Below are 22,619 nucleotides of genomic sequence, written 5' to 3'. Positions count from 1 at the left end.
GGCGTGGGGCGGTGGCGAACCATCCCTATAGAACGAATGCAACGAGGAAAAATTAGCGCCCGTGCGGGCTCAGAACAGCATCAGCTGGCGACCGGTCAGGGCGTTGAAATCGTCACCGACAAACGGCAGGATCGCGTCCGCCACCGGTTGCAGCTGGCGGCTCAGGTAATGCTCGTAGTCGATCGGCGACTGCAGGTTTTCCAGCGGTTCGGGGCCTGCTGTGGTGATCACATAGCTGATCCAGCCGCCGCGCTGGTACTGCTTGGGACGGCCCAGCCGCGCATTGAAGTCATCGGCCAGACGCGCCGCGCGCACGTGCGGCGGCACGTTGCGCTGGTAATCGGCCAGCGGCCGGCGCAGACGCTTGCGGTAGATCAGCAGTTCGTCCTGCGCGCCAGCGAGGGTGCGCTGTACGTAATCGCGTAGATAGTCACGATAAGGTTGGTTGCGAAAGATCCGCTCATACAGCCCTTGCTGAAACTGCCGGGCCAGTGGCGACCAGTCGGTGCGCACCGACTCCAGGCCCTTGTAGATCATCTGCAGCTCGCCATCGGCGCCCTGCACCAGGCCTGCGTAGCGCTTCTTGCTGCCCTCCTCGGCGCCGCGGATGGTCGGCATCAGAAAACGCTGGTAATGGGTTTCGTATTGCAGCTCCAGTGCACAGTCGAGGTTCAGGCTCTGACGCAGGTGCTCGCGCCACCACTGGTTGACCTTGGCCACCAGCGCCTTGCCGATGCTCGCCGCCGCCTGCTCGTCGTGGGCGTGCTTGAGCCAGACGAAGGTCGAGTCGGTGTCACCGTAAATGACGTCGTAACCCTCGGCCTCGATCAGGGCGCGGGTCTGGCGCATGATTTCGTGGCCACGCAGGGTGATCGACGAGGCCAGGCGCGTGTCGAAGAAGCGGCAACCGTTGGAGCCGAGCACGCCGTAAAAGGCGTTCATGATGATCTTCAAGGCTTGCGAGAGTGCCGCGTTACCGTCGCGCTTGGCCGCTTCCCGGCCTTGCCAGACGCGCTCGACGATGGCTGGCAGGCAATGCCGGGTGCGGGAAAAACGTGCGCCGCGAAAACCCTCGACCGAGTGCTCGTCATCGGACTGGCTCAGCCCTTCGACCAACCCGACCGGGTCGATCAGAAAGGTGCGGATAATCGACGGGTACAGGCTCTTGTAGTCGAGCACCAGCACCGAGTCATACAGGCCGGGGCGCGAGTCCATGACAAAGCCCCCAGGGCTGGCAGTGTCCGGCTGGCTGCCCATGTTTGGCGCGACAAACCCCATCCGGTGCATGTGCGGAATGTACAAATGGCAGAACGCCGCGACCGAGCCACCGCTGCGGTCCACCGGCAGACCGGTGACGCTGGCGCGTTCCAGGAGGAATTCGAGCAGGCGGGTATGGGCGAAAATCCGCGTGACCAGCTCGCAGTCCTTGAGGTTGTACCGGGCCAGGGCCGGCTTGTCCTCGGCGAACATGCGGTTGATTTCGTCCATGCGCTGGTACGGCGTATCGATCGCCTTGCCTTCGCCGAGCAGGGTCTGGGCGACGTTCTCCAGGCTGAATGAAGGGAAGCTCCAGGTCGCCGAACGCAGCGCCTCGATGCCGTCGATCAACAAGCGGCCCGGCGCCTCGACGAACACATGGTTGCGCTCGGGGTGTGCGCGCAGGGTCAGTGGTGCGCCGTTACGGCCAAGCAGCAGCGGCACCTGCAAGCGCGCGGCGTGCTCGTGCAGCAAGCGCAGATCGAACTGCAGCACGTTCCAGCCGATGATCGCATCTGGGTCGTGGCTGGCCATCCATTGATTGAGGCAGTGCAGCAGTTGCGCGCGGTCGGCGCAGTAGTGCAGACCGAAGTCGACGATGCTGTGGTCGCCATTGGCCGGCCCGAGCATGTACACCTGACGCTGGCCGCAGCCCTCGATGGCAATGCTGTACAACTCGCCACGCTCGGTGGTTTCGATGTCCAGCGAGGCCAGGCGCAACGGCGGGCGGTAATCGGGGTGCGGCTTGAGCTGACCGTTGCAGAGCACGCCGTGGGCATCCGGCTGGCCGCTGAAGAGCACCGGCGCGGTAATGAAGCGCTCCATCAGGTAGCGTTCCGGTGGACGGATATCCGCCTCGTATACATCGATACCAGCGCTGCGCAGACGGTGCTCAAGCTGGATCAGCTGGCGATGTTGGCGGCAGTACAGGCCCAGCACCGGGCGTTGCTCGAAGTCGCGCAAGCGCAGTGGTTTGAGCTCAGCACCCTGCTCGCCCTTGAGCACTGCGCGGGCGTGGGCGGCGAACCGCTCGGGGATGAACGCCACCGATTCCTGCGGCGCCAGACGCAGCTGGCGCGGGCCCTGATCGGTCGCCAGCCAGAACTCCACGCAGGTGCCTTCGGGCGTATCGTGCCAATGTCGGGTGAGGACAAAGCCCTGCTGCAACTCCACTGCGATGACCTCTGTGATACGGCGTGCTGAGCAGGGATTCTACCCTGTTGCGTCAGCCGTAGAGGTAGTTGATCTCCTTGGATACCAGCGGCGGCACCTGGGCCAGCAGAAAATCGCGCAGCCGCAGCATCTGCCGAGCCTTGGGGCTGGCCTTGAGCCAGGTCATGTAATAGCCGTCGCCGGTTGCCACGGCGTGCTTGAACGGCATTACCAGGCGCCCGGCAGCGACGTCGGCGCTGGCCAGCACCAGGTCCACTACCGAGATGCCCAGGCCTTGCTGGGCGGCGGAAATACCTTGATCAAGGGTGTCGAACACCTGCCCCTGGTCGATGCTGATGTGCAATGCGTCCATCCGCGCCAGCCAGCGCCGCCAGTCACGCCTGTCGGTCGAGGGGTGCAGGAAGTCGCACTGACTGAGTATGGCCAGATCCGGGTTGGGGTCTTGCAGGTAATCGGGGTGGCAGACCGGAATCAGCCACTCGTCGAACAGCTTGAAGCCCTCGACGTCGGCAGGGAAACGACCGTTGGCCAGAAGAATCGCGCAGTCGTACGGTTCTGAATAAAAATCGACGCTATCGATGTCCATCCACACGCTCGACAGCTGCACGCTGCAGCTGTTTTCCACCTTCTTGAAGCCATCCAGCGCGCGCAATAGCCAACGTACGGTGAGCGTCGACGGTGCTTTCAGGCGCAAGCCATAGCGATCCTGACGCAGCAAGGCGCAGGCGTTTTCGATGATCTTGAAGCCGACCTTGAGCTCCTGCGCCAGCAGGCGGCCATGTTCGGTCAGGCGCAGCTTGGGCCCGCGTCGTTCGAACAGGCTGCAGCCAAACATCGACTCAAGGGTCTTGATGTGATGACTGACGGCGCCCTGGGTCAGGGCCAGCTCTTCGGCTGCACGAGTGAATGAGCCGTAGCGCGAAGCCACTTCAAAAGCGCGCAGGGCATGCAGTGCTTGAATCCGTTCTGACATCTATGGCCGTCCGCAGCATGAGTGAGACTAATAGTAGGTCATAAATCCAGGCGTTTTACAACGCTGGGCGCATCTCAGAAAATGCCTGTAAACCATAAATACATAGAGCTAATCAGCCTTAGCTAGGCAGAAATGATCATTAGAACGTCTGGGGAAACCATGTTTACGGGATATGGAAACTGCTATCGCCTGGATGCGCTAGAGCTGGCCGCCGAACATGTCCAGAATACGAGTCACTGGACCTTCAAAACCATAGAACACTTTCGCGCAATTCTCGCCAATCCTGAATTTCCTTGTTTGTTTGGCCGCAAGGCGGTCGGTGCCAAGACGTGTCACATTGTCTTCGCCCGTGCTGAGCACATGGCTGATGACATGGCCAAGGGCTTGACCGACTACGTGCGCACCATCGAACCGATACCTCGCAAGCAACGCATCGGCACCCCGCTGCTGGTGTTCATCGAAACCGCCCCTGGCGGCAGCCTCGACGAGCAGCAGGCGCTGGCCTGGAAAGTGCTGCAAGGCGTGCATGCCCGCGACCCGCAGCCCTGGCCTCAGGACGTGCCGGGCGACCCGCACGATAATCAATGGTCGTTCTGCTTCGCCGGCATGCCGCTGTTCATCAACATGAACTTCCCGGCGCACCGGCTGATGAAGAGCCGCAACCTGGGCGACAGCATGGTCTTCGTGATCAACCCCCGCGAGAGCTTCGAAGAAGTCGCGAGTGCCCAGACCGAGAGCGGTCAGCGCATTCGCGCGCGGATTCGTGAACGGGTCAGCCACTACAACGACGGTGTCGTGCCTGACTCGCTGGGGTACTTCGGCGAAGACGACAATTTTGAATGGAAGCAGTACCAGTTGCAGGAGCAGGGGTCGCTGAACCCGTCGCGCTGCCCTTTCCATGCCCACAAGGCACCCGACACACTGATCGAGAACTGAAATCGTGAATACCGCCCTGACTGCCACCTATGCCCTGACCGTGCTGCTGCTGATCGCCACCCCCGGCCCAGTCGTCGCCCTGATCGTCAACACTGCTGCAGCGTCCGGCTCACGCAAGGCGCTGTTCACGGCCATCGGTACCAACTGGGCATCACTGGTCCTGATCGGCGCTGCGGCCTGGATCATCATGACCAGCGCCGCCATCGACAAGGCCTGGCTCAACGGCATGAGCCTGCTCGGTTGCCTATTCATCGGCTACATCGCCGTTGCGACTCTGCGCGAGGCACTGCAACCGCCTACGGCTACAGCGGCAGCCGTGGCAGAAACGCCGCAACCGGCCCGCGGCGGCTTGCTGCAGGGGTTCATGGTGGGCATTTCCAACCCCAAGGACATCATCTTCTTCATCTCGTTCTTCCCGCAGTTCATCCAGATCACCGAGTCGTTCGGCAAGAGCATGGTGGTGCTGTCGCTGCTGTGGATCGCCATCGATTTCGCCGTACTCAGTCTGTATATCTTCGCCATCGGCAGGATCGCTTCGCAGCGCAGCAGCCGCATGATCAGCCTTGCCTCCGGCGTAGCGCTGCTGCTGATTGCAGCGGTCGGCCTACTTTACAACCTGAAGGAACTGACGGCCTGAGCCGCACACGCCTGCTGACCGAGTGAGGAGGTTTGATGAGCCTGATCGACAGCGCCACGGACGGCCAACTGCTTCCCTTGCAACTGGACTACCAGCGCTTTATGCAGCTGGGCAGCCGGCGTTTGCCGCAAACCCTGTACATGCACGAACGGGGTTATCGCTCGGATACCATCAATACCGATGCATTGGGCTTGCGCTATAGCCACTGGGCGGGCAAGCGCTACTCGCCCGCCGAACGTGGCAGTACGGCGCGAGTCAACTTGCTGGTGGGCGGCTCGACCGCTTTTGGCATAGGCGCGAGCGGTGATGACGCTACGGTTGCCTCGCACCTGTCGGCGCTCACCGGTGAGGTCTGGCTGAGCCTGGCTGGCTGCGGGCTGAGCGCTACGCAAGAGCTGCTGCTGTTCCTTACACACCAGCATCGGCTGGGCAAGATCGGCCATGTGGTGATCCTCAGCGGGCTCAACACGTTGGCCCAGGAGGCCCTCAGCGAGTTGCTGGCCACGGGTTCCGACCCGCGTCAGGCATATCTGAACAGCTTCAATGAGACCTTGCAGGCACCGCCCTGCAAAGACGTCGAGTCGCTCTGGCAACGCTTGCGCCAGGCGCTGGTGCCACGCCGCGAGCAGCCTGCCTTGAGCTGGTCGCTGCCGCCTGCGGACAAGCGCCTGATGCGCGCTGCCGACTGTATTGGGCGCACCTTGCGCCAGTGGGACCGCTTGCTGGCCGACAGCCATGCCACCCTCACCTTCATCTTGCAGCCGCTGCTGCCCTGGTGCCGCGAAACGGTGCCCGCGGCTGAGCAGGCCAGGCTTGATGCTTTGCAGCAGCAGCCGGTACCGTTCGATCAGTTGCTGGCGGGCGTTTTCGATGCCGAACGGCACTCGGCATTCTTTCGCCGGATCAAGAACCAAGCCGATTCTGTCGCCTGTTATGACATGAATTGCATGCTCGACAGCTCACCGGTATTCGCCCAGTCACTGTTCGTAGATCGCTTGCATTTCAATGACTTGGGGAACAATACCTTGGCCAAGGTGATCACTGCCAAGCTGGGCCTGGCGCAGGATAAACAACGCCTGCGCAAGGTGACGCCGATCAAGCTCGTCTGATAAACGCGGCGATGGTCTATCGGCATGGGCCTCGGGATGGCTAGAATAGCTGGTCATCGCTGTGATTTACCGAGGCATATGCGCATCTGCAAAGAACATCGAAGCTCCAACGCTGCCAACAGCGGCACGCCACGTTCAATCGTCACGCGTGCTGTCCTGTTCTCGCCCCTGCTCATCGCCCTGGCTGCGCCCATGGCAGACGCGCTTGAGAGCCAGATCGACCCGCACGCTGATCTGCTCTACCGGCAGGCCTTGCCGCTGCTCGAGCAAGCCGACAGCGTGAGCGACAGTCCCTCGCCGCTACGCTCGGTTGCCGACAGCGACCCCGAGCTGAGCCGCCAAGGCCAGGCGCTGGCGCAGACCCTGCCGACCGCGGTGGCGTTGCTGAAAAAGTCGGTGGCGCTGGGGCATCCGGTGGCGCAATACCGGCTGGCGCTGTATTACATGACCTACCTGCCTGCCGCGCAGATTCCCGACGCCGCCTGCCCCTTGCTCGAGGCCAGCCTGCAGCAGGGCTTTGCCCCGCCCGCGCCGGCCATTTCGACCTGGTGCCCACCGTACAACGCCAGCCCGGCGTATCGCGACGCGATGGAAGCCATCCCCAACATGGCCACGTTGTACGCGCAGTACTACCCGCAACCCGCTGTGCGCCTGGCCTGTAACCGCAGCCAGCCACAAGGGTTGCAGATGCAATGGGGGCGGCAGCGCGATTATCAGGCCGAGGTCTACCGGTTGCTGGGTGATCTGGACCCGCAGCATCGGCAGACACTGCTGCAGAAGGCAGTAGAGATCAACGGCTGCGCCGCTGCGCAGCAACGCCTGACCAGCAATCGCTGAAGCACAGGCTGGCCGTAGACGAGCAAGATCGTTCAAGCCAGCCTTGACCTGTTCTGCCATGCTGCGCTGCCTTGTTGTTTGCAGCCGTCATCATGCCCAGCAGTCAGCCAATCACTCGCCACGCCTTTCTCCACGGTGCCATTGCCAGCCTGCCGCTGTCGCTGGCGGTTGCTCCCTGGGGCCTGCTGGCAGGCTCGATGGCCATCGAGGCGAACCTCAGCCCATGGCAAGGCCAAGGCCTGTCGGCGATCGTGTTTGCCGGTGCAGCGCAGTTGGTGGCGATCGGGATGCTCAAGGGTGGCGCCAGCCTGCTGTCGATCCTGCTCACGACCTTGCTGCTGACCTCCCAACATTTGCTCTACGGGCTGTCGATGCGTCCGCTGCTGTCGGGCCAGCCATTGCGCTGGCGGCTGGGCCTGGGTTTCCTGCTCACCGATGAATTTTTTGCGCTGACCAGCCACTACGACCAACAGCAGTTCAACCGCTGGTATGCCTTGGGCGTTGGCCTGACCTTCTACGTGGCGTGGAACCTGTTTACCTTGGCCGGCATTGTGCTCGGCCAGAACATCCCGCACCTGGACCAACTGGGCCTGGATTTCTCCATCGTCGCCACCTTCGTTGCCCTGATAGCGCCCACCGTGCGCAACGTGCCGGCATTGGTGTGCGTGCTGGTATCGCTGTTCAGCTCGGTGCTGTTCACCTACTGGCACTGGGAGACCGCATTGATTGCAGCAGGGTTGCTGGGCATGGGTGCAGGCTTTGTCTGTCAAAAACTGGCTGGAGCACGGGCATGATCTGGTTGTTGATCCTGGGCATGGGCCTGCTGGTATTTCTCAACCGCTACGCGTTTCTCGAACCGCGTTTACCGCTGCGCCTGAGCTCCAACGCACGGCAGTTTCTCGGTTTTGCCGTACCCGGCATGCTCACAGCCATCTGCGGGCCAATCATCTTTCTGCCTGAGCACCAGCTTGACCTGAGCCTGACCAATCCGTACCTGCTCGGTTCGGTGGTGGCTGTGGCGCTGGTGCTGTTGACCCGCAGTGTGCTGCTGAGCATGCTGGTAAGCATGTTGATCTTCTTCCTGCTGCGCAGCTGGCTGGCATGAGCACACCCCTGCGTGAACAAACCCACCTCTGGCAGGCGCCGGCACTTGGCGACGTCGAGATGCTGCACGCGCGTTATGTGCAGCAACGGTTTGCCCCGCATGTGCATGAAGGCTATGTGTTCACCGTGATCGAATCGGGCGCGCAGCGCTTCTGGCACCGTGGCAGCGAGCACCTGGCGCCGGTGGGCAGCATGGTCCTGATCAACCCCGACGAACTGCACACCGGCGCTACTGCGCACGAGACCGGCTGGCGTTATCGGGGCTTTTATCCCGAGCAGGCACGGGTTACGGGCGTGCTCGACGAGCTGAAACTGAGCGGCCAGGGCATGCCGTACTTTCAGCAGAGCGTGATCAATGATCCCGCCCTGGCGGCGGCGTTCAGTCAGTTGCACCAGCTCTCGGAAGCCGGGGCTAGCGCCTTGCAACAGCAGACTGCCTGGCGCCAAGCGGTGCTGGCCCTGGCCCAGCGGCACGGCCAGTGCAGCGCGCCACGCGATCCAGGCCGTGAGCCGCTGGCTGTCGCCCGCGCTCGTGAGCTGCTGGAAAGCCAGCTCGCCAACCCGCCTTCGTTGGAAGCGTTGGCGGCGGCGGTTAACTTGTCTGCGTTTCACTTTGCCCGGGTATTCTGCCGAGCCACCGGCCTGCCCCCGCACAGCTGGCTCAAGCAACGGCGCCTGGCCCGCGCGCGGGAGCTGCTCAAGGGTGGCATGGCCGCTGCCGATGCCGCGTTCGCCCTGGGCTTTGCCGATCAAAGCCATCTCAACCGCCAGTTCAAGCAGGCCTACGGCGTCACCCCTGGCGCCTACCGCAGCGCCTGCCTGAGCCGCTGAGGCGCCCGGCAAATTCTGCCAGCGCTGCTACACTTCAAGCGCTGAACGGAGGAACCTGCCATGTCTGCAAAAGAGCTCAACACCCTGCTGACGTTGATGAATCAGCGCCAAACCCACTTGACCAGCGCGTGCAAGGAAATTGCCGCTTGGATCGACCGGCAGGGTGATGTGCCCGCAGCCGGCAAGATCCGCGACAGCTTGCGGGCACTGGAGGCTGAAGAAGCACAGGTGCGCAAAACGCTGACCTCGCTGAAGACCGACCGCCCGCTGCCACGTTTTCGCGGTTGATTCTCGGCAAAAAAAAGCCGCTCTTCAGGGAGCGGCTTTCTTTACTGAGCGAATAGCTCCGGCAGCTGTCAGTGCTGATGCGCGTGCTCGTGGCCACCAGTGTTGCCATCGGCTGTCAGGCCACGCACGGGCGCCTGGACCTGCAAGGTCTGCTTGGCGCCCTTGGCGTCTTCGATGGTCAGCGTCAGCGGCACTTGGGTGCCTTCCTTGACCTGCTGATGCAAGCCCATCAGCATCACATGGTAGCCGTTCGGATCCAGGCTCACGGCTTTGCCGGCAGGCAGCTCGATCGACTTGACCTGGCGCATGCCCATGACGTCACCGTTCATGGTCATCTCATGCACTTGCACGTCCTTGGCTACTGGCGAAGCGACCCCGACCAATTTGCTGTCGGTGGTGGCAGTCAGCACCATGAACGCGCCGGTAGCGTGCTGCTGCGGCACGGTTGCCCGCACCCAGGCATCGCTGACGCTGGTCTCGGCCAGGGCCGGCAGCGCCATGCCCATCAGTGCCAGAGCGGCCAGGCCGCGCTTGATCGGTTGCAGCGAAATTGCCATTTAGCAGATCTCCATCAGGGTAAGCAGGTCTTCTGTGCATTCCTTGGCATTCAGGGAATGCCCCAGGCTCAGGCGCAGTGTGCTGCGCGAATCGTAGACGTAGCTGGTGGACGAATGGGAGATGGTGTACGTGTCGTCGGTGGGGACCTTTTCGTAGAACACCTTGAACTCCCGCGCAACCGCGGCGATCTCTTCCGGCGTACCGGTCAGGGCCGTGAACGATGGGTCGAATGCCTTGACATAGGCGTCAAGCACTTCGGGCGTATCACGTTCAGGGTCGAGGGTGATGAATACCACCTGCAAGAAGCCAGCATCGCGGCCCATCAGCTTCTTGATCTGGGCGGCACGCGCCAGCGCAGTCGGGCACACGGCCGGGCACTGGGTGAAGCCGAAGAAGATCATCGGCATGGTGCCGTAGAAGCTCGACAAGGTCCGCACGTTGCCTTGGCTATCGGTCAGGCGGAACGAACGGCCGAGGATTTCGTTGCTCATGTTCTTGCCGTACTTGAAATCAAGGCCGCGCGCCGGGTTGCAACCGGCCAACAGGCCAAGCCCGAGTACGCCCATGCCGGCGACAACGGCACGCCGGCTCAACAGATCAGTCATGGAACCATCCTTTACAGGGAAGGTGCCAGCCCCTGGGCAGGGCCGGTCAAAAAGCCGCGGCATTCTGGCATGACCTCTGTTGGCTATCTACCCAACAAAGCCGGTGATCGGCCTGCAGCCCTTGTAATACGCGGCTGCGACCTGTTGTCGCGGGGGTTGAATCAGTAACAGATTGTTGCTAGAAGCGCGACCCGGGCGTTGCTGCCCGGGTCTGCTTGCGCACCACTACCGCTATCAGTAGTAGGCGTTTTCTTTCTGGGTGTGGTCGGTCACATCGCGCACGCCCTTGAGCTCAGGAATGCGTTCGAGCAAGGTGCGCTCAATGCCGTCCTTGAGGGTCACGTCGGCCTGGCCGCAGCCTTGGCAACCACCACCGAACTGCAGGACGGCAATGCCGTCGTCAACTACGTCGATCAGGCTCACTGCGCCACCGTGGCTGGCCAGCCCTGGATTGATCTCGGTTTGCAGGTAGTAGTTGATGCGCTCGTTGATCGGGCTGTCTTCGTTGACCATCGGCACTTTGGCGTTTGGCGCCTTGATGGTCAGCTGGCCGCCCATACGGTCGGTGGCGTAGTCGACCAGCGCGTCATCCAGAAACGGTTCGCTGACGGCGTCGATGTAGGCCGTGAAGCTTTTCAAGCCGAGGGCAGTGTCCTCTGGCTTCTCTTCGCCCGGCTTGCAGTAGGCAATGCACGTCTCTGCGTACTGGGTGCCTGGCTGGGTAATGAATACGCGGATGCCGATACCCGGGGTGTTCTGCTTGGAGAGCAGATCGGCCAGGTAATCATGGGCGGCGTCGGTAATGGTTATAGCGCTCATGGAAGTTCCTCACAGACTTGCTGGCAAGTGTACGCCAACCCAGGCCCCGAACAAAGTCCTAGCATTTGACTCGGGATAGCTCCCAGGCTGGCTGCTGCGCCGAACGTGCGTCGATCCAGGCCTTCATCCGTTGATACAGGCCGCGTTCCAGCCATTGGTAGCTCAGCCACGACATTAGTCCAATGGACGGCACGCAGAAGGCGAAGACCAGATAAGGGTTGAGTGCAAAGCGCTCGCTGACGAACCAGCCAGCATGCAGCACCAGCACATGGATCAGATATACCGAGTAGGAGCAGTCACCGAGCATCTTGAGCAGCTGGTTGCCACGGAAATACGGCTCAAGCGAGATGAACGCCAGCACCACCAGCGCGCTCGGCAGGCCCCAGTGCAGCAGGCGCAGCGACGCATCCAGCCGGTATAGGGCAAACCCGGCCAGCGCCAGCAATGCCAACGGCAGCCACAAGCCCTCGCGGATCAGACCTCGGCGGTAGAGCACGCCCAGGCCGATCCCTAACAGAAATTCGTAGATGATGCCGTTGTTGTAGAAGTGGCTGACCACCCCCAGCCGCCCCAGAACTTCGCTGACCAGCAACAGCGCGGCCGTTACCAGCAGCAGGTGCAGACGCCGACGTACCATGAAGGCGAGGCCGAACAGCAGATAGAAGAACATCTCGAAATTCAGTGTCCAGCCCACATTGAGCGTTGGATACATGCCGTAGCCGCCGGGGTTTTCTGCCGGGATGAACAGCAACGACAGCAGCAAATGCTGCCAGTCGAACACCTGATGCGGCATCCAGCGGCTGGCGCCGAACAGCAGCAGGGCCATCAGAGCGGTGTAAAACCAGTAGGCGGGTATGATGCGCAACGCGCGGTTGAGCAGAAACTGACTGGGGACGATGTCCTTGTCACGGGTCGACAGGTAGATCACCAATCCGCTGATCACAAAAAAGATATCCACCCCAACTGCGCCGCGCTCGGCGAGCAGGGCGCCAACGGGGCCGCTGGCGTGGAAGTCGAAGAATATCTGCATGAAATGGTGGCAAACCACCACCCAGGCGGCGAACGCCCGAAGTGCCTGAAGCGAGTACAACATGCAATGCCCTGTGGTCCTGGTGCATTCAAGCCTGGGGTTCGGCGCAGACGCGCCACCGAGAGCGGCGAGCCGAACCACAGACCACTTGCTATTGGGACCACGACATCGATGAAAAGATCAGCCCTCCTGCCGGGCGGTCAACTCACAGGTTTTCATAGCGGTTCATGTCCAGCACCCCCGCTTCCAGCGGATCGGTCTCCTGGATAAAGGTATTCAGATCATGGAAGTACTGCCAGAACTGCGGGTGACTGCGGCGCACGCCCCAACGCATGACGATGCGCTCGAACTTGGCCGGATCGTCGCGCGCAGCTTCCATGTCTTCGACCCACTCCGGGACATCGCTGGCCGGGATGTTGAAGATGAAATTGGGGTAGCTGCTGAGCACGCCCGGCACCAGGGTCAGGGTGTCCAGACCCGGCTGATAGCGCGATTCCTCACCCAGCAGGAACGCCACGTTGCTGTGCGCACGGTTGCGCAGCAGGCTGTAGACCTGGCGTTGCCCACCCTGCCCTTCGATACGCAGCATGCTCGCTTCGGGCAGCTGATTGATTACCTTCAGGCCTGCGGCAGGACGTGATACCAAGCGGCTGAGGCTCTGCTCGACATCGCGAAACTCGGCGCTCATCTGCGGCCGCGAGCAGTACGCGCCCTGGCAGCGGTTGATCGGGTCGGGCGTGACATTGAGGCTCTTGGTGCGCTGCAGCAATTGCAGACCGAAGTCGCGCTTGGGGTCACGTTCGTCGAGCTTGAAAGCGCTTGCAGTATCGGTGTCGATGTCTTCGTAATCCAGCCACATCTTGACCTTGCCGGTGGTCTGGTACCAATCGCTGAGGATCGCGCCGCGCTGGTCAGCGGGCATCAACCGCAGGAAATTGACCTCGGCGCCGTTACGGATCAGGTCGAAGTAGAGCCGGGTCTGCAACTGGTGCGAGACGTTGCCGAACACATCGAAGTTGACCGCCAGTTGGTAATAGGTGCGCTCAAGCAGCGGGTAGTCGAACAGCCAGCTAGTCAGTGGCACGTCGCCGATCAAGCCTTTGCTCACCGAGGCGCTGTCGAAGTGGCGGAAGATGCTCAGCAGCGCGTTGTCATTACCGGCCCACAAGGTCGACCAGCTCGGCGCGGGGGCCTCAGCATAGGCTTCGCGGCGCAGCTTTTCGTATTCGTTACGCTTGTCGCGGTAGGAATGCCAGAGGCTGATCACGCTGCCAACGTCGTCGATCTGGCCGGGCATGGCCAACAACGGCGTCGCCTCACCGCGATAACGTGCGTCGGTGATGTACAGGTCATGTGCAGGCTCCTGGAACAATGCCCAGAAGTTGTCGCGAATCACATCGGTGGCAATCTGCCCACGGCAGACCGGCCCGCGGATGAACGTGCGCACGAAGTACTCGGCGTTATCCAGCATGAACTGGTAGCGCGCCACCGCCGGGATCGCTTCGAAGGTCTCGAACGGGTTGGCCCGGTGCCTTGGGCCATAGCCTGGCAATGAGGTGGCATGCCAGTCACCACTATAGAACAGCTGCTTGACCCGTTTGAGCTTCTGCGGCCCGAGCGGGTAGCTGATGTGCGTTTTGTGAACGATCACGCCTTGCACCGGGACCAACCGGTAATAGAAGTCAGTACCGGGCGGGTCGTTGGGTCGGCGAGTGGCGATGATGTCGGCCGGCTGACCGCTGGGCGTGCGCGAACGCACCCACTGGAAGAAATGCCCAGGCTGGCCACCCACGAAGTCGATATGGGCAAGAAACAGATGTTCGTACAGCCAGCGACCGATCAACGCCTCGGATGAGCCTGGGCGGTTTAGCAACGCTTCCCACTCGGCGATCTGGCTGGCTTCCGCAGCGCTCGGCTGTAGCGCCTGGGCATCGACCGGCGCACCGGCTGCCAGCCAGCGCTGCAGGGTCTGGTATTCCTGATCGGTCAGGCCGGTGACGGCCAGGGGCATACCTTCGCCAGGATGAACACCGGCGTAGGCATCGAATTCATGGGGCAACGGGCACATATTGTTGCGATTGAGGCCCAGCACAATGCTCTCGGGCAGTTTGGCGTTGGGCGTCAGCGGCGTCTTGTGGCCCAACTCGAGCATGCGCGCCATCAGCGCCGCCTGACTGCCCTGGCCGTCGAGCACCGAATAGAAGCCCTGCTTGCGCCAGGCCTGCTCGCTATGGGCGTCATAGAACAAACGCGTGGTCGGCACCGCCTGGCTGCGGTCGCCTTGATACACCGGCACCTTGGAGGCGCCGCGCTGGGCGCCGTCGGCACTGCCCAGGTTGAGCTGGCAGGCAGCGTCGTTGCAGGCGTGGCAGGCCACACACTTGTTGGTAAAGATCGGCTGAATGTCCCGGGTGTAGGAGATTGCCGGGCTCGATTGCGGGGCCTGCCCCAGCGCCATGCTGCTGACCGACAGGGCCAGCGTGCCAGCTAGGGCAAGTAAACAGCGGTGAATCATGTGCCGAATGTCCTGGTTTCGAATAAAGCCATCACGGTGTATCTAACGGGCCGGCGGGATGCGTAAACATGAGAGAAATTCATGCAAAAGCCCTACGCACCTAAAAACCGCGCAGCTTTGCTATCATTCCGCACCTTCTGTTTTTCGCCCGACCAGGTAGTCCTATGTCCGACCGTAGCGCTCGTCTCCAAGCACTCCAGCACGCACTCAAGGAGCGCATACTGATCCTCGACGGAGGCATGGGCACTATGATCCAAAGCTATCGTCTCGAGGAACACGACTATCGTGGCACGCGCTTTGCCGATTGGCCAAGTGACATCAAGGGCAATAACGATCTTTTGCTGCTGACCCAGCCCGATATCATTGCCGCGATCGAGAAAGCCTACCTCGACGCTGGCGCCGATATCCTCGAAACCAACACGTTCAACGCCACGCAGATTTCCCAGGCCGACTACGGCATGGAAGCGCTGGCCTATGAGATGAACCTGGAAGGCGCGCGTATTGCCCGCCAGGTGGCCGACGCAAAAACCCTGGAGACGCCAGACAAGCCGCGCTTCGTCGCCGGCGTGCTCGGCCCGACCAGCCGCACCTGCTCGATTTCGCCCGACGTCAACGACCCGGGCTATCGCAACGTCACCTTCGACGAGCTGGTAGAAAACTACATCGAGTCGACCCGCGGGCTGATTGCCGGGGGCGCCGACCTGATCCTGATCGAAACCATTTTCGACACCCTCAACGCCAAGGCGGCCATCTTCGCCGTGCAGCAGGTGTTCGAAGACGACGGCATCGAGCTGCCGATCATGATCTCCGGGACCATCACCGACGCCTCCGGGCGGACCTTGTCCGGGCAGACCACCGAAGCCTTCTGGAACTCGGTGCGTCACGCCAAGCCCATTTCGGTCGGCCTCAACTGCGCCCTCGGCGCCAAAGACCTGCGCCCGTACCTGGAAGAGCTGTCGACCAAAGCCGACACCCACGTTTCTGCGCACCCCAACGCCGGCTTGCCGAATGCCTTTGGCGAATACGACGAAACCCCGGCAGAAATGGCCGAAGTGGTCGAAGAATTTGCCGCCAGCGGCTTTCTCAATATCATCGGCGGTTGCTGCGGCACCACCCCAGGGCACATTCAGGCGATTGCCGAGGCCGTGGCCAAGTACCCGCCGCGGGTCATCCCGGAGATCGCCAAGGCCTGCCGCCTGTCGGGCCTGGAACCATTCACCATCGACCGCCAGTCGTTGTTCGTCAACGTCGGCGAGCGCACCAACATTACCGGTTCGGCCAAGTTCGCCCGGCTGATCCGCGAAGAGAACTACACCGAGGCGCTGGAAGTCGCCCTGCAGCAGGTTGAAGCCGGCGCGCAGGTGATCGACATCAACATGGACGAAGGGATGCTCGACTCCCAGGCTGCCATGGTCCGCTTCCTCAACCTGATTGCCGGTGAACCGGACATCTCGCGCGTGCCGATCATGATCGACTCGTCCAAGTGGGAAGTGATCGAAGCCGGCCTCAAGTGCATCCAGGGCAAGGGCATCGTCAACTCGATCTCGATGAAAGAAGGTGTAGATGCCTTCAAACATCACGCCCGCCTCTGCAAGCGCTATGGCGCAGCGGTAGTGGTAATGGCCTTCGACGAACTGGGCCAGGCCGACACAGCGGCGCGCAAGCGCGAAATCTGCCAGCGCAGCTACGACATTCTGGTCAACGAAGTGGGCTTCCCAGCTGAAGACATCATCTTCGACCCGAACATCTTCGCCGTTGCCACCGGCATCGAAGAGCACAACAACTATGCCGTCGACTTCATCGAGGCCTGTGCCTTCATTCGCGATCATCTGCCCCACGCACTGACCAGTGGCGGCGTCTCCAACGTATCGTTCTCGTTCCGTGGCAACAACCCGGTGCGTGAGGCGATTCACTCGGTGTTCCTCTACCACGCGATCCAGAATGGCCTGACCATGGGTATCGTCAACGCCGGCCAGCTGGAGATCTACGACGAGATCCCGCCTGCGCTGCGTGAGAAGGTCGAGGACGTGGTGCTCAACCGCACCCCCGAAGGCACCGACGCGTTGCTGGCGATTGCCGACGACTACAAGGGCGGCGGCGCCACCAAAGAGGTCGAGAACGAAGAGTGGCGCTCGCTGCCGGTCGGCAAGCGCCTCGAACACGCACTGGTCAAAGGCATCACTGCGTTCATCGTCGAAGACACCGAAGAATGCCGGCAGCTGGCGACGCGCCCGATCGAGGTTATCGAAGGGCCGCTGATGAGCGGCATGAACGTGGTCGGCGACCTGTTCGGCGCGGGCAAGATGTTCCTGCCACAGGTGGTCAAGTCGGCCCGCGTCATGAAGCAGGCGGTGGCCCACCTGATCCCGTTCATCGAAGCGGAAAAAGGCGACAAGCCCGAAGCCAAGGGCAAGATTCTGATGGCCACGGTCAAGGGCGACGTGCACGACATCGGCAAGAACATCGTCGGCGTGGTGCTCGGTTGCAACGGCTATGACATCGTCGACATGGGTGTGATGGTCCCGGCCGAGAAAATCCTGCAGACCGCCCGCGAGCAGAAGTGCGACATCATTGGCCTGTCCGGGCTGATCACGCCGTCGCTGGACGAAATGGTCCACGTCGCCCGCGAAATGCAGCGCCAGGACTTCCACCTGCCGTTGATGATCGGTGGCGCGACCACCTCCAAGGCGCACACCGCAGTGAAGATCGAGCCCAAGTACTCCAACGACGCGGTGATCTACGTGACCGACGCCTCGCGTGCGGTCGGCGTGGCCACCCAGTTGCTGTCCAAGGAGCTCAAGCCGGAGTTCGTCGAGCGCACTCGACTGGACTACATCGAAGTCCGTGAACGCACCGCCAACCGCAGTGCCCGCACCGAACGCCTCAGCTACGCCCAGGCGATTGCTGCCAAGCCCAAATACGACTGGGCCGAGTACACCCCGGCAGTGCCCTCCTTCACCGGCGTCAAGGTGCTGGAAGACATCGACCTGCGGACCCTGGCCGAGTACATCGACTGGACCCCGTTCTTCATCTCCTGGGACCTGGCCGGCAAGTTCCCGCGCATCCTCACCGACGAAGTGGTCGGCGAAGCGGCTACCGCGCTGTATCAGGATGCCCGCGAGATGCTCGACAAACTGATCGACGAGAAGCTGATCAGCGCGCGTGCGGTGTTCGGCTTCTGGCCGGCCAACCAGGTCGCCGACGACGACATCGAAGTGTACGGCGCCGATGGCCAACCGCTGGCCAAACTGCACCACCTGCGCCAGCAGACGATCAAGCCCGACGGCAAGCCCAACCTGTCGCTGGCCGACTTTGTCGCACCGAAGGACAGCGGCGTCAGCGACTATATCGGCGGCTTCATCACTACCGCCGGCATCGGCGCCGAGGAAGTGGCCAAGGCTTATCAGGACAAGGGCGACGACTACAGCTCGATCATGGTCAAGGCGCTCGCCGACCGCCTCGCCGAGGCCTGCGCCGAGTGGCTGCACGAGCAGGTGCGCAAGGACTATTGGGGTTATGCCCGTGATGAGCACTTGGACAACGATGCGCTGATCAAGGAGCAGTACAGCGGTATCCGCCCTGCCCCGGGCTACCCAGCTTGCCCAGACCACACCGAGAAGGAAACCCTGTTCCGCCTGCTCGACGGCACGGCCATTGGCGAGACCGGCCAGAGTGGTGTGTTCCTTACCGAGCACTTCGCGATGTTCCCGGCGGCAGCGGTCAGCGGTTGGTACTTTGCCCACCCCAAGGCGCAGTACTTTGCCGTGGGCAAGATCGACAAGGACCAGGTCGAGCGCTACAGCGAGCGCAAAGGCCAGGCGCTGAATGTCACCGAGCGCTGGTTGGCACCTAATCTGGGTTACGACAACTAAAGCGTGCCAGGGGCTGCTGCGCGGCCCCTGCCTGCTGAAGGTCTACACTGTGCACTGATCGCCTGCGCTACCTACAGGAGGCCAGCATGGACGACCCCAGCCAAGGCAAACCGCCGACCTTCTGGCAGATGCTGCACAGCGTGCTTGCCGCTGCCCTGGGCGTGCAGAGCGGCAAGAACCGCGCTCGCGACTTCACTCATGGCAAGGCCAGCCATTTCATCGCCCTGGGCGTGCTGTTCACGCTGGTATTCGTACTGGTGCTGATTGGCCTGGTGCAACTGGCCATGCACCTGACCGCCCGTTGAAAGGCAAGCCGCCCGTGGCGGTGCCTGCCACGGGCGGTTCAGGTTGCAATCACGGTCGACAGCAGTGATGCGCTACTGATGGCTGACCCAGTACACCGCAGTGACGACGACCAGCACGATCAGACACAGGATCGCCCAGGCATCGACACTGCTGTCGCTTTTGCGCAGCTTGGTGGAGTTACCCATTGCATTGCCTCTTGTAGTGGTTATGGGAATGCACATACACCACCAGCAGTTAAGTCGAGCAATGCCCTTGATTCAAGCAGGGTCTTTCAATAGTCGACCGGTGACGTTAGAAACGGGTAACGATAATCGGCTGGTCGCCCTTCGGCGCTTAAACGGTGGAAGTCCAGACCATAATCGTCGCCCTCCTGCAAAGCCAGCCAGCGCCGCGCCTTGGCCTGATCGATTGACTGCAGCACCGGCAAGCTGTATTCGCCGCCACCGTCGCGATTGATGGCGATGCCCTGGGCGTGGTCATGCAGCATGACCATGGCCCAGCCGCCGACAGTGAAATGGCCGCCCATCAATACGCTGAGGCGCCCGTCGATACGCGCGCGCAGCGCTTCAGGCGAGCTGTTGACCGCACCGAACAGCACATCCACGCCAGGTTTGCGCCCCGCCGCCTCGAACGCCTGCATCGCTCCAAAAGCCATTTCGTCATTGGCCGACCACACCAACTGCGCTTGCGGATAGCGCTCGAGCAGCAGCTGCGCTTGCTCGAACGCGCGCTCGCGGTTCCAGCCGCCGTATACCACCTGGCACAAGCGCACCTGCGGGTGATCGGCCAAGGCCCGGCGCATGCCCTGCTCGCGGAGTTGCGAGGCCGGGGTGGTCTTGACGCCGGCAAATGCCAGCAGGTCGATCAGCTCGTCCGATGGCGGCAACTTCGCGACCATCTCGCGCAGCATCTGGTAACCGGCCTGCTCATCGTTACTGGTCAGCGTGCCCAGCACTGGCGGGTATTTGTCCGGTTGTGCCCGGACGCTCTCGAGCTGGTTATCGGTCAGGCCGTTGTTGACCAGGAACAGCTGCACGCCGCTGTCGCGGGACAGGCGAATGATCTCTGGAGCGACATACAGCTCGTTGACCAGCACCAGATAGTCGGGGCGCTGCGGCCCGCTCAAGATAGCCCGCGCCTGGCTCAACACCAGATCGGCGCGGCGCTCACTGTATTCCACCCGCAGCTGCATGCCGAGATCGTCAGCCGCGGCCTGCATGAAGCGCGTGTATCCCACCCAGAAGTTCTCGTTGGCATGACCCGGGTTGAGAAACACCACGGACGCCGCCTGCGCACCGGCCGATAACGGCAGAAACAGGCACAGACTCTGGCACAGCGCTTTGAACATGGGTGCATCTCTGTGGAGCAAAGCGCGGATTATACCCAGCGCAGACGCCTGGAATAAATGCCAGTCAGTCTCACTTAGTCCGTTTAGTTCTTTTCATATGCAAAAACATCACTTTAGCGCATAAATGCAACCTGATATCGTTCCCCGGCTCCGAACCGGAGTGCGCGGCCGTGCGCGCGATTAGCTGCATGCAGCCTGAGACAGGACTTTTATGTACGTATACGACGAGTACGATCAGCGGATCATCGAGGACCGCGTCAAGCAGTTCCGTGATCAGACCCGCCGCTATCTGGCCGGTGAACTGAGCGAAGAAGAATTCCGCCCTCTGCGCCTGCAGAACGGCCTGTATGTCCAACGTTTCGCCCCGATGTTGCGGGTGGCCGTGCCTTACGGCCAACTCAACTCGACGCAAGTGCGTGTGCTGGCGAAGATCGCCCGCGACTACGACAAGGGCTATGCGCACATCAGCACCCGGCAGAACGTCCAGTACAACTGGCCGGCGCTGGAAGACATCCCGGACATCCTTGCCGAGCTGGCCACCGTGCAGATGCACGCGATCCAGACCAGCGGCAACTGCCTGCGCAACACCACCACCGACCAGTTTGCCGGCGTCGCCGCCGACGAGCTGATCGATCCGCGCCCATGGTGCGAGATCATCCGTCAGTGGACCACCTTCCACCCCGAATTCGCCTACCTGCCGCGCAAGTTCAAGATTGCCGTGAACGGCTCGAAGGACGACCGCGCGGCCATCGAAGTGCACGATATCGGCCTGGAGCCGGTGCACAACGAAGCCGGCGAACTGGGCTTCCGCGTGTTGGTCGGCGGCGGCCTGGGGCGTACCCCGGTGGTCGGCTCGTTCATCAACGAGTTCCTGCCGTGGCAGGACCTGATCAGCTACCTCGACGCGATCCTGCGCGTGTACAACCGTTACGGTCGTCGTGACAACAAGTACAAGGCGCGGATCAAGATCCTGGTCAAGGCCCTGACCCCGCAAGTGTTCGCGGAAAAGGTCGAAGCCGAAATGGCCCACCTGCGCGGTGGCAACACGACCCTGACCGAAGCCGAGATCGAGCGCGTTTCGCGCCACTTCGTCGACCCGGCCTACCAGGCGCTGGACAACGTCGACTACGCCGAGCTCGACCAGGAGTTCCCAGGCTTCGCCCGCTGGCGTTCGCGCAACACCCGTGCGCACAAGCGCCCAGGCTATGTGGCCGTGACCCTGTCGCTGAAGCCGACCGGGGTTGCCCCGGGCGACCTCACCGACAAGCAGCTGGATGCCGTTGCAGATCTGGCCGAGCGCTACAGCTTCGGTTTCCTGCGGACCTCGCACGAGCAGAACATCATCCTTGCCGATGTCGAGCAGCGTCAGCTGCACACACTCTGGCAAGAGCTGCGCGAAAGCGGCTTCGCCACGCCGAACATCGGCCTGCTGACCGACATCATCTGCTGCCCGGGTGGTGACTACTGCTCGCTGGCGAACGCCAAGTCGATCCCGATTGCCGAGTCGATCCAGCGTCGCTTCGACGACCTCGACTACCTGTTCGACATCGGTGAGCTGGACCTGAACATCTCTGGTTGCATGAACGCCTGCGGTCACCACCACGTCGGCCACATCGGCATCCTTGGTGTCGACAAGAAGGGCGAGGAGTTCTACCAGGTCTCGCTGGGTGGCAACGCCGCCCGTGACGCGAGCCTGGGCAAGATCCTCGGCCCATCGTTCGCTCAGGACCAGATGGCCGATGTGATCGAGAAGCTGATCGACGTCTACGTTGAACAACGTACCGAAGAAGAGCGCTTCATCGACACCTACCAACGTATTGGCATCGACCCCTTCAAGGAGCGCGTCTATGCAGCGAATCATTAAGAACAACCAGCTGGTCGACGAAACCTGGCACTTGCTGCCCAAGGATGCCTCGTTCGACGAACTGACCAACTGCGACGACTACATCGTGCCGCTGCAACTCTGGCGTGATCACGCCCATGCGCTCAAGGCCCGCGATGGCGGCCTTGGCGTATGGCTGGACAGCGACGAAGAAGCTGAAGAAATCGGTGACGACGTTGCGCATTTCCAGGTAATTGCCCTGAACTTCCCGGCCTTCACCGACGGGCGCAACTACTCCAATGCGCGCCTGCTGCGTGATCGCTATCAGTTCAAGGGTGAGCTGCGCGCAATCGGCGATGTCCTGCGTGACCAGCTGTTCTACCTGGCGCGCTGCGGCTTCGATGCATTTGCCATTCGCGCTGACAAAGACCCCGTCGATGCCCTGGAAGGCTTGAAAGATTTTTCGGTGACCTACCAGGCCGCGACCGACGAACCGCTGCCGCTGTTCCGCCGCCGCTGATCGTCTGTGCTTGAGCAATCAGCCCGCCCTTTGGCGGGCTGATTTGTTTCTGGCTGGCGCAGCCCCGCCAATACCTACA

20 protein-coding genes are annotated in these 22,619 nt (G+C 62.0%); 12 read left to right on the top strand and 8 right to left on the bottom strand.

Annotated features, from left to right (window positions below; genetic code table 11):
- Nucleotides 1–69 precede the first annotated feature (69 nt).
- Together AC58X1_RS00555 and AC58X1_RS00550 are read right to left on the bottom strand one after the other, a co-directional pair.
- Nucleotides 70–2,430, bottom strand: coding sequence for a DNA polymerase II (locus AC58X1_RS00555; protein WP_497428085.1), 2,361 nt, complete (start codon nucleotides 2,428–2,430; stop codon nucleotides 70–72).
- A 52-nt stretch (nucleotides 2,431–2,482) separates the two neighbouring features.
- Nucleotides 2,483–3,403, bottom strand: a complete 921-nt coding sequence (locus AC58X1_RS00550; RefSeq protein WP_101318503.1) for a LysR substrate-binding domain-containing protein — start codon at nucleotides 3,401–3,403, stop codon at nucleotides 2,483–2,485.
- A 159-nt stretch (nucleotides 3,404–3,562) separates the two neighbouring features.
- Between AC58X1_RS00550 and AC58X1_RS00545 the strand changes: the two genes are divergently transcribed.
- The 8 genes from AC58X1_RS00545 to AC58X1_RS00510 all read left to right on the top strand — a co-directional run bounded on the left by AC58X1_RS00545 (nucleotide 3,563) and on the right by AC58X1_RS00510 (nucleotide 9,145).
- Nucleotides 3,563–4,339, top strand: coding sequence for a YqcI/YcgG family protein (locus AC58X1_RS00545; RefSeq protein WP_150573473.1), 777 nt, complete (start codon nucleotides 3,563–3,565; stop codon nucleotides 4,337–4,339).
- A gap of 4 nt (nucleotides 4,340–4,343) precedes the next feature.
- The gene (locus tag AC58X1_RS00540) at nucleotides 4,344–4,976 is read left to right on the top strand and encodes a LysE family translocator (protein ID WP_103436955.1); all 633 of its coding nucleotides are present in this window, start codon (nucleotides 4,344–4,346) and stop codon (nucleotides 4,974–4,976) included.
- Nucleotides 4,977–5,011: 35 nt separating this feature from the next.
- A complete protein-coding gene (locus tag AC58X1_RS00535) occupies nucleotides 5,012–6,085 on the top strand; it encodes a hypothetical protein (RefSeq protein ID WP_150573475.1) in 1,074 nt (357 codons plus the stop codon).
- A 192-nt stretch (nucleotides 6,086–6,277) separates the two neighbouring features.
- Nucleotides 6,278–6,922 (top strand): hypothetical protein, encoded by a 645-nt coding sequence (locus AC58X1_RS00530; RefSeq protein WP_101322984.1) that lies wholly within the window; start codon nucleotides 6,278–6,280, stop codon nucleotides 6,920–6,922.
- Between the two features lie 92 nt (nucleotides 6,923–7,014).
- Nucleotides 7,015–7,716 (top strand): AzlC family ABC transporter permease, encoded by a 702-nt coding sequence (locus AC58X1_RS00525; protein WP_101322983.1) that lies wholly within the window; start codon nucleotides 7,015–7,017, stop codon nucleotides 7,714–7,716.
- The gene (locus AC58X1_RS00520) at nucleotides 7,713–8,027 is read left to right on the top strand and encodes an AzlD domain-containing protein (RefSeq protein WP_101318495.1); all 315 of its coding nucleotides are present in this window, start codon (nucleotides 7,713–7,715) and stop codon (nucleotides 8,025–8,027) included. The genes AC58X1_RS00525 and AC58X1_RS00520 overlap by 4 nt, the downstream gene beginning before the upstream one ends.
- A complete protein-coding gene (locus AC58X1_RS00515) occupies nucleotides 8,024–8,857 on the top strand; it encodes an AraC family transcriptional regulator (protein ID WP_497428084.1) in 834 nt (277 codons plus the stop codon). Before AC58X1_RS00520 ends, AC58X1_RS00515 begins: the two co-directional genes overlap by 4 nt.
- Before the next feature lie 60 nt (nucleotides 8,858–8,917).
- Nucleotides 8,918–9,145 carry a hypothetical protein gene (locus AC58X1_RS00510; protein WP_101318491.1) on the top strand — a complete coding sequence of 76 codons (228 nt, stop codon included), beginning with the start codon at nucleotides 8,918–8,920 and terminating at the stop codon, nucleotides 9,143–9,145.
- Between the two features lie 68 nt (nucleotides 9,146–9,213).
- Here AC58X1_RS00510 and AC58X1_RS00505 read toward each other — a convergent pair whose 3' ends face one another.
- From AC58X1_RS00505 to AC58X1_RS00485, 5 genes are all read right to left on the bottom strand, one after another.
- Nucleotides 9,214–9,696 (bottom strand): copper chaperone PCu(A)C, encoded by a 483-nt coding sequence (locus AC58X1_RS00505; protein ID WP_150573283.1) that lies wholly within the window; start codon nucleotides 9,694–9,696, stop codon nucleotides 9,214–9,216.
- 6 nt (nucleotides 9,697–9,702) lie between these two features.
- Complete coding sequence (locus tag AC58X1_RS00500; RefSeq protein ID WP_447734796.1) at nucleotides 9,703–10,308, bottom strand: SCO family protein; 606 nt, start codon at nucleotides 10,306–10,308, stop codon at nucleotides 9,703–9,705.
- A 234-nt stretch (nucleotides 10,309–10,542) separates the two neighbouring features.
- Nucleotides 10,543–11,127, bottom strand: a complete 585-nt coding sequence (gene nfuA / locus AC58X1_RS00495; protein ID WP_101318487.1) for a Fe-S biogenesis protein NfuA — start codon at nucleotides 11,125–11,127, stop codon at nucleotides 10,543–10,545.
- A gap of 58 nt (nucleotides 11,128–11,185) precedes the next feature.
- Nucleotides 11,186–12,220: an acyltransferase family protein gene (locus AC58X1_RS00490; protein ID WP_150573260.1), complete on the bottom strand. Its 1,035-nt coding sequence runs from the start codon at nucleotides 12,218–12,220 to the stop codon at nucleotides 11,186–11,188.
- A 142-nt stretch (nucleotides 12,221–12,362) separates the two neighbouring features.
- Nucleotides 12,363–14,672 (bottom strand): fatty acid cis/trans isomerase, encoded by a 2,310-nt coding sequence (locus AC58X1_RS00485; RefSeq protein ID WP_181089356.1) that lies wholly within the window; start codon nucleotides 14,670–14,672, stop codon nucleotides 12,363–12,365.
- 164 nt (nucleotides 14,673–14,836) lie between these two features.
- On the opposite strand from AC58X1_RS00485, the gene metH reads away from it, so the two are divergent.
- Both metH and AC58X1_RS00475 read left to right on the top strand, forming a co-directional pair.
- Nucleotides 14,837–18,544, top strand: coding sequence for a methionine synthase (metH, locus tag AC58X1_RS00480; protein ID WP_150569582.1), 3,708 nt, complete (start codon nucleotides 14,837–14,839; stop codon nucleotides 18,542–18,544).
- Nucleotides 18,545–18,630: 86 nt separating this feature from the next.
- Entirely contained in the window at nucleotides 18,631–18,849 is a 219-nt protein-coding gene (locus tag AC58X1_RS00475; RefSeq protein ID WP_101318479.1) for a DUF2970 domain-containing protein, read from the top strand.
- A 272-nt stretch (nucleotides 18,850–19,121) separates the two neighbouring features.
- Here the strand turns inward: AC58X1_RS00475 and AC58X1_RS00470 are convergent, their stop codons facing one another.
- Nucleotides 19,122–20,198, bottom strand: coding sequence for an ABC transporter substrate-binding protein (locus AC58X1_RS00470; protein WP_497428083.1), 1,077 nt, complete (start codon nucleotides 20,196–20,198; stop codon nucleotides 19,122–19,124).
- A 211-nt stretch (nucleotides 20,199–20,409) separates the two neighbouring features.
- Between AC58X1_RS00470 and AC58X1_RS00465 the strand changes: the two genes are divergently transcribed.
- Together AC58X1_RS00465 and AC58X1_RS00460 are read left to right on the top strand one after the other, a co-directional pair.
- Nucleotides 20,410–22,062 (top strand): nitrite/sulfite reductase, encoded by a 1,653-nt coding sequence (locus AC58X1_RS00465; RefSeq protein WP_101318475.1) that lies wholly within the window; start codon nucleotides 20,410–20,412, stop codon nucleotides 22,060–22,062.
- Complete coding sequence (locus AC58X1_RS00460; RefSeq protein WP_101318473.1) at nucleotides 22,046–22,540, top strand: DUF934 domain-containing protein; 495 nt, start codon at nucleotides 22,046–22,048, stop codon at nucleotides 22,538–22,540. The genes AC58X1_RS00465 and AC58X1_RS00460 overlap by 17 nt, the downstream gene beginning before the upstream one ends.
- Nucleotides 22,541–22,619 lie beyond the last annotated feature (79 nt).

Source organism: Pseudomonas sp. PGPR N4, from assembly GCF_059693665.1.
The sequence above is the reverse complement of the archived record's forward strand: the minus strand, read 5'-3'. Positions and strand labels throughout refer to the sequence as shown.

Bases quoted from the DNA above. Each gene is read 5' to 3' on its own strand.
- AC58X1_RS00550 (WP_101318503.1), bottom strand. From the start codon at position 3,403: ATGTCAGAACGGATTCAAGCACTGCATGCCCTGCGCGCTTTTGAAGTG.
- AC58X1_RS00545 (WP_150573473.1), top strand. From the start codon at position 3,563: ATGTTTACGGGATATGGAAACTGCTATCGCCTGGATGCGCTAGAGCTG.
- AC58X1_RS00535 (WP_150573475.1), top strand. From the start codon at position 5,012: ATGAGCCTGATCGACAGCGCCACGGACGGCCAACTGCTTCCCTTGCAA.
- AC58X1_RS00530 (WP_101322984.1), top strand. From the start codon at position 6,278: ATGGCAGACGCGCTTGAGAGCCAGATCGACCCGCACGCTGATCTGCTC.
- AC58X1_RS00525 (WP_101322983.1), top strand. From the start codon at position 7,015: ATGCCCAGCAGTCAGCCAATCACTCGCCACGCCTTTCTCCACGGTGCC.
- AC58X1_RS00520 (WP_101318495.1), top strand. From the start codon at position 7,713: ATGATCTGGTTGTTGATCCTGGGCATGGGCCTGCTGGTATTTCTCAAC.
- AC58X1_RS00515 (WP_497428084.1), top strand. From the start codon at position 8,024: ATGAGCACACCCCTGCGTGAACAAACCCACCTCTGGCAGGCGCCGGCA.
- AC58X1_RS00510 (WP_101318491.1), top strand. From the start codon at position 8,918: ATGTCTGCAAAAGAGCTCAACACCCTGCTGACGTTGATGAATCAGCGC.
- AC58X1_RS00500 (WP_447734796.1), bottom strand. From the start codon at position 10,308: ATGACTGATCTGTTGAGCCGGCGTGCCGTTGTCGCCGGCATGGGCGTA.
- nfuA (WP_101318487.1), bottom strand. From the start codon at position 11,127: ATGAGCGCTATAACCATTACCGACGCCGCCCATGATTACCTGGCCGAT.
- AC58X1_RS00490 (WP_150573260.1), bottom strand. From the start codon at position 12,220: ATGTTGTACTCGCTTCAGGCACTTCGGGCGTTCGCCGCCTGGGTGGTG.
- AC58X1_RS00485 (WP_181089356.1), bottom strand. From the start codon at position 14,672: ATGATTCACCGCTGTTTACTTGCCCTAGCTGGCACGCTGGCCCTGTCG.
- metH (WP_150569582.1), top strand. From the start codon at position 14,837: ATGTCCGACCGTAGCGCTCGTCTCCAAGCACTCCAGCACGCACTCAAG.
- AC58X1_RS00475 (WP_101318479.1), top strand. From the start codon at position 18,631: ATGGACGACCCCAGCCAAGGCAAACCGCCGACCTTCTGGCAGATGCTG.
- AC58X1_RS00470 (WP_497428083.1), bottom strand. From the start codon at position 20,198: ATGTTCAAAGCGCTGTGCCAGAGTCTGTGCCTGTTTCTGCCGTTATCG.
- AC58X1_RS00465 (WP_101318475.1), top strand. From the start codon at position 20,410: ATGTACGTATACGACGAGTACGATCAGCGGATCATCGAGGACCGCGTC.
- AC58X1_RS00460 (WP_101318473.1), top strand. From the start codon at position 22,046: ATGCAGCGAATCATTAAGAACAACCAGCTGGTCGACGAAACCTGGCAC.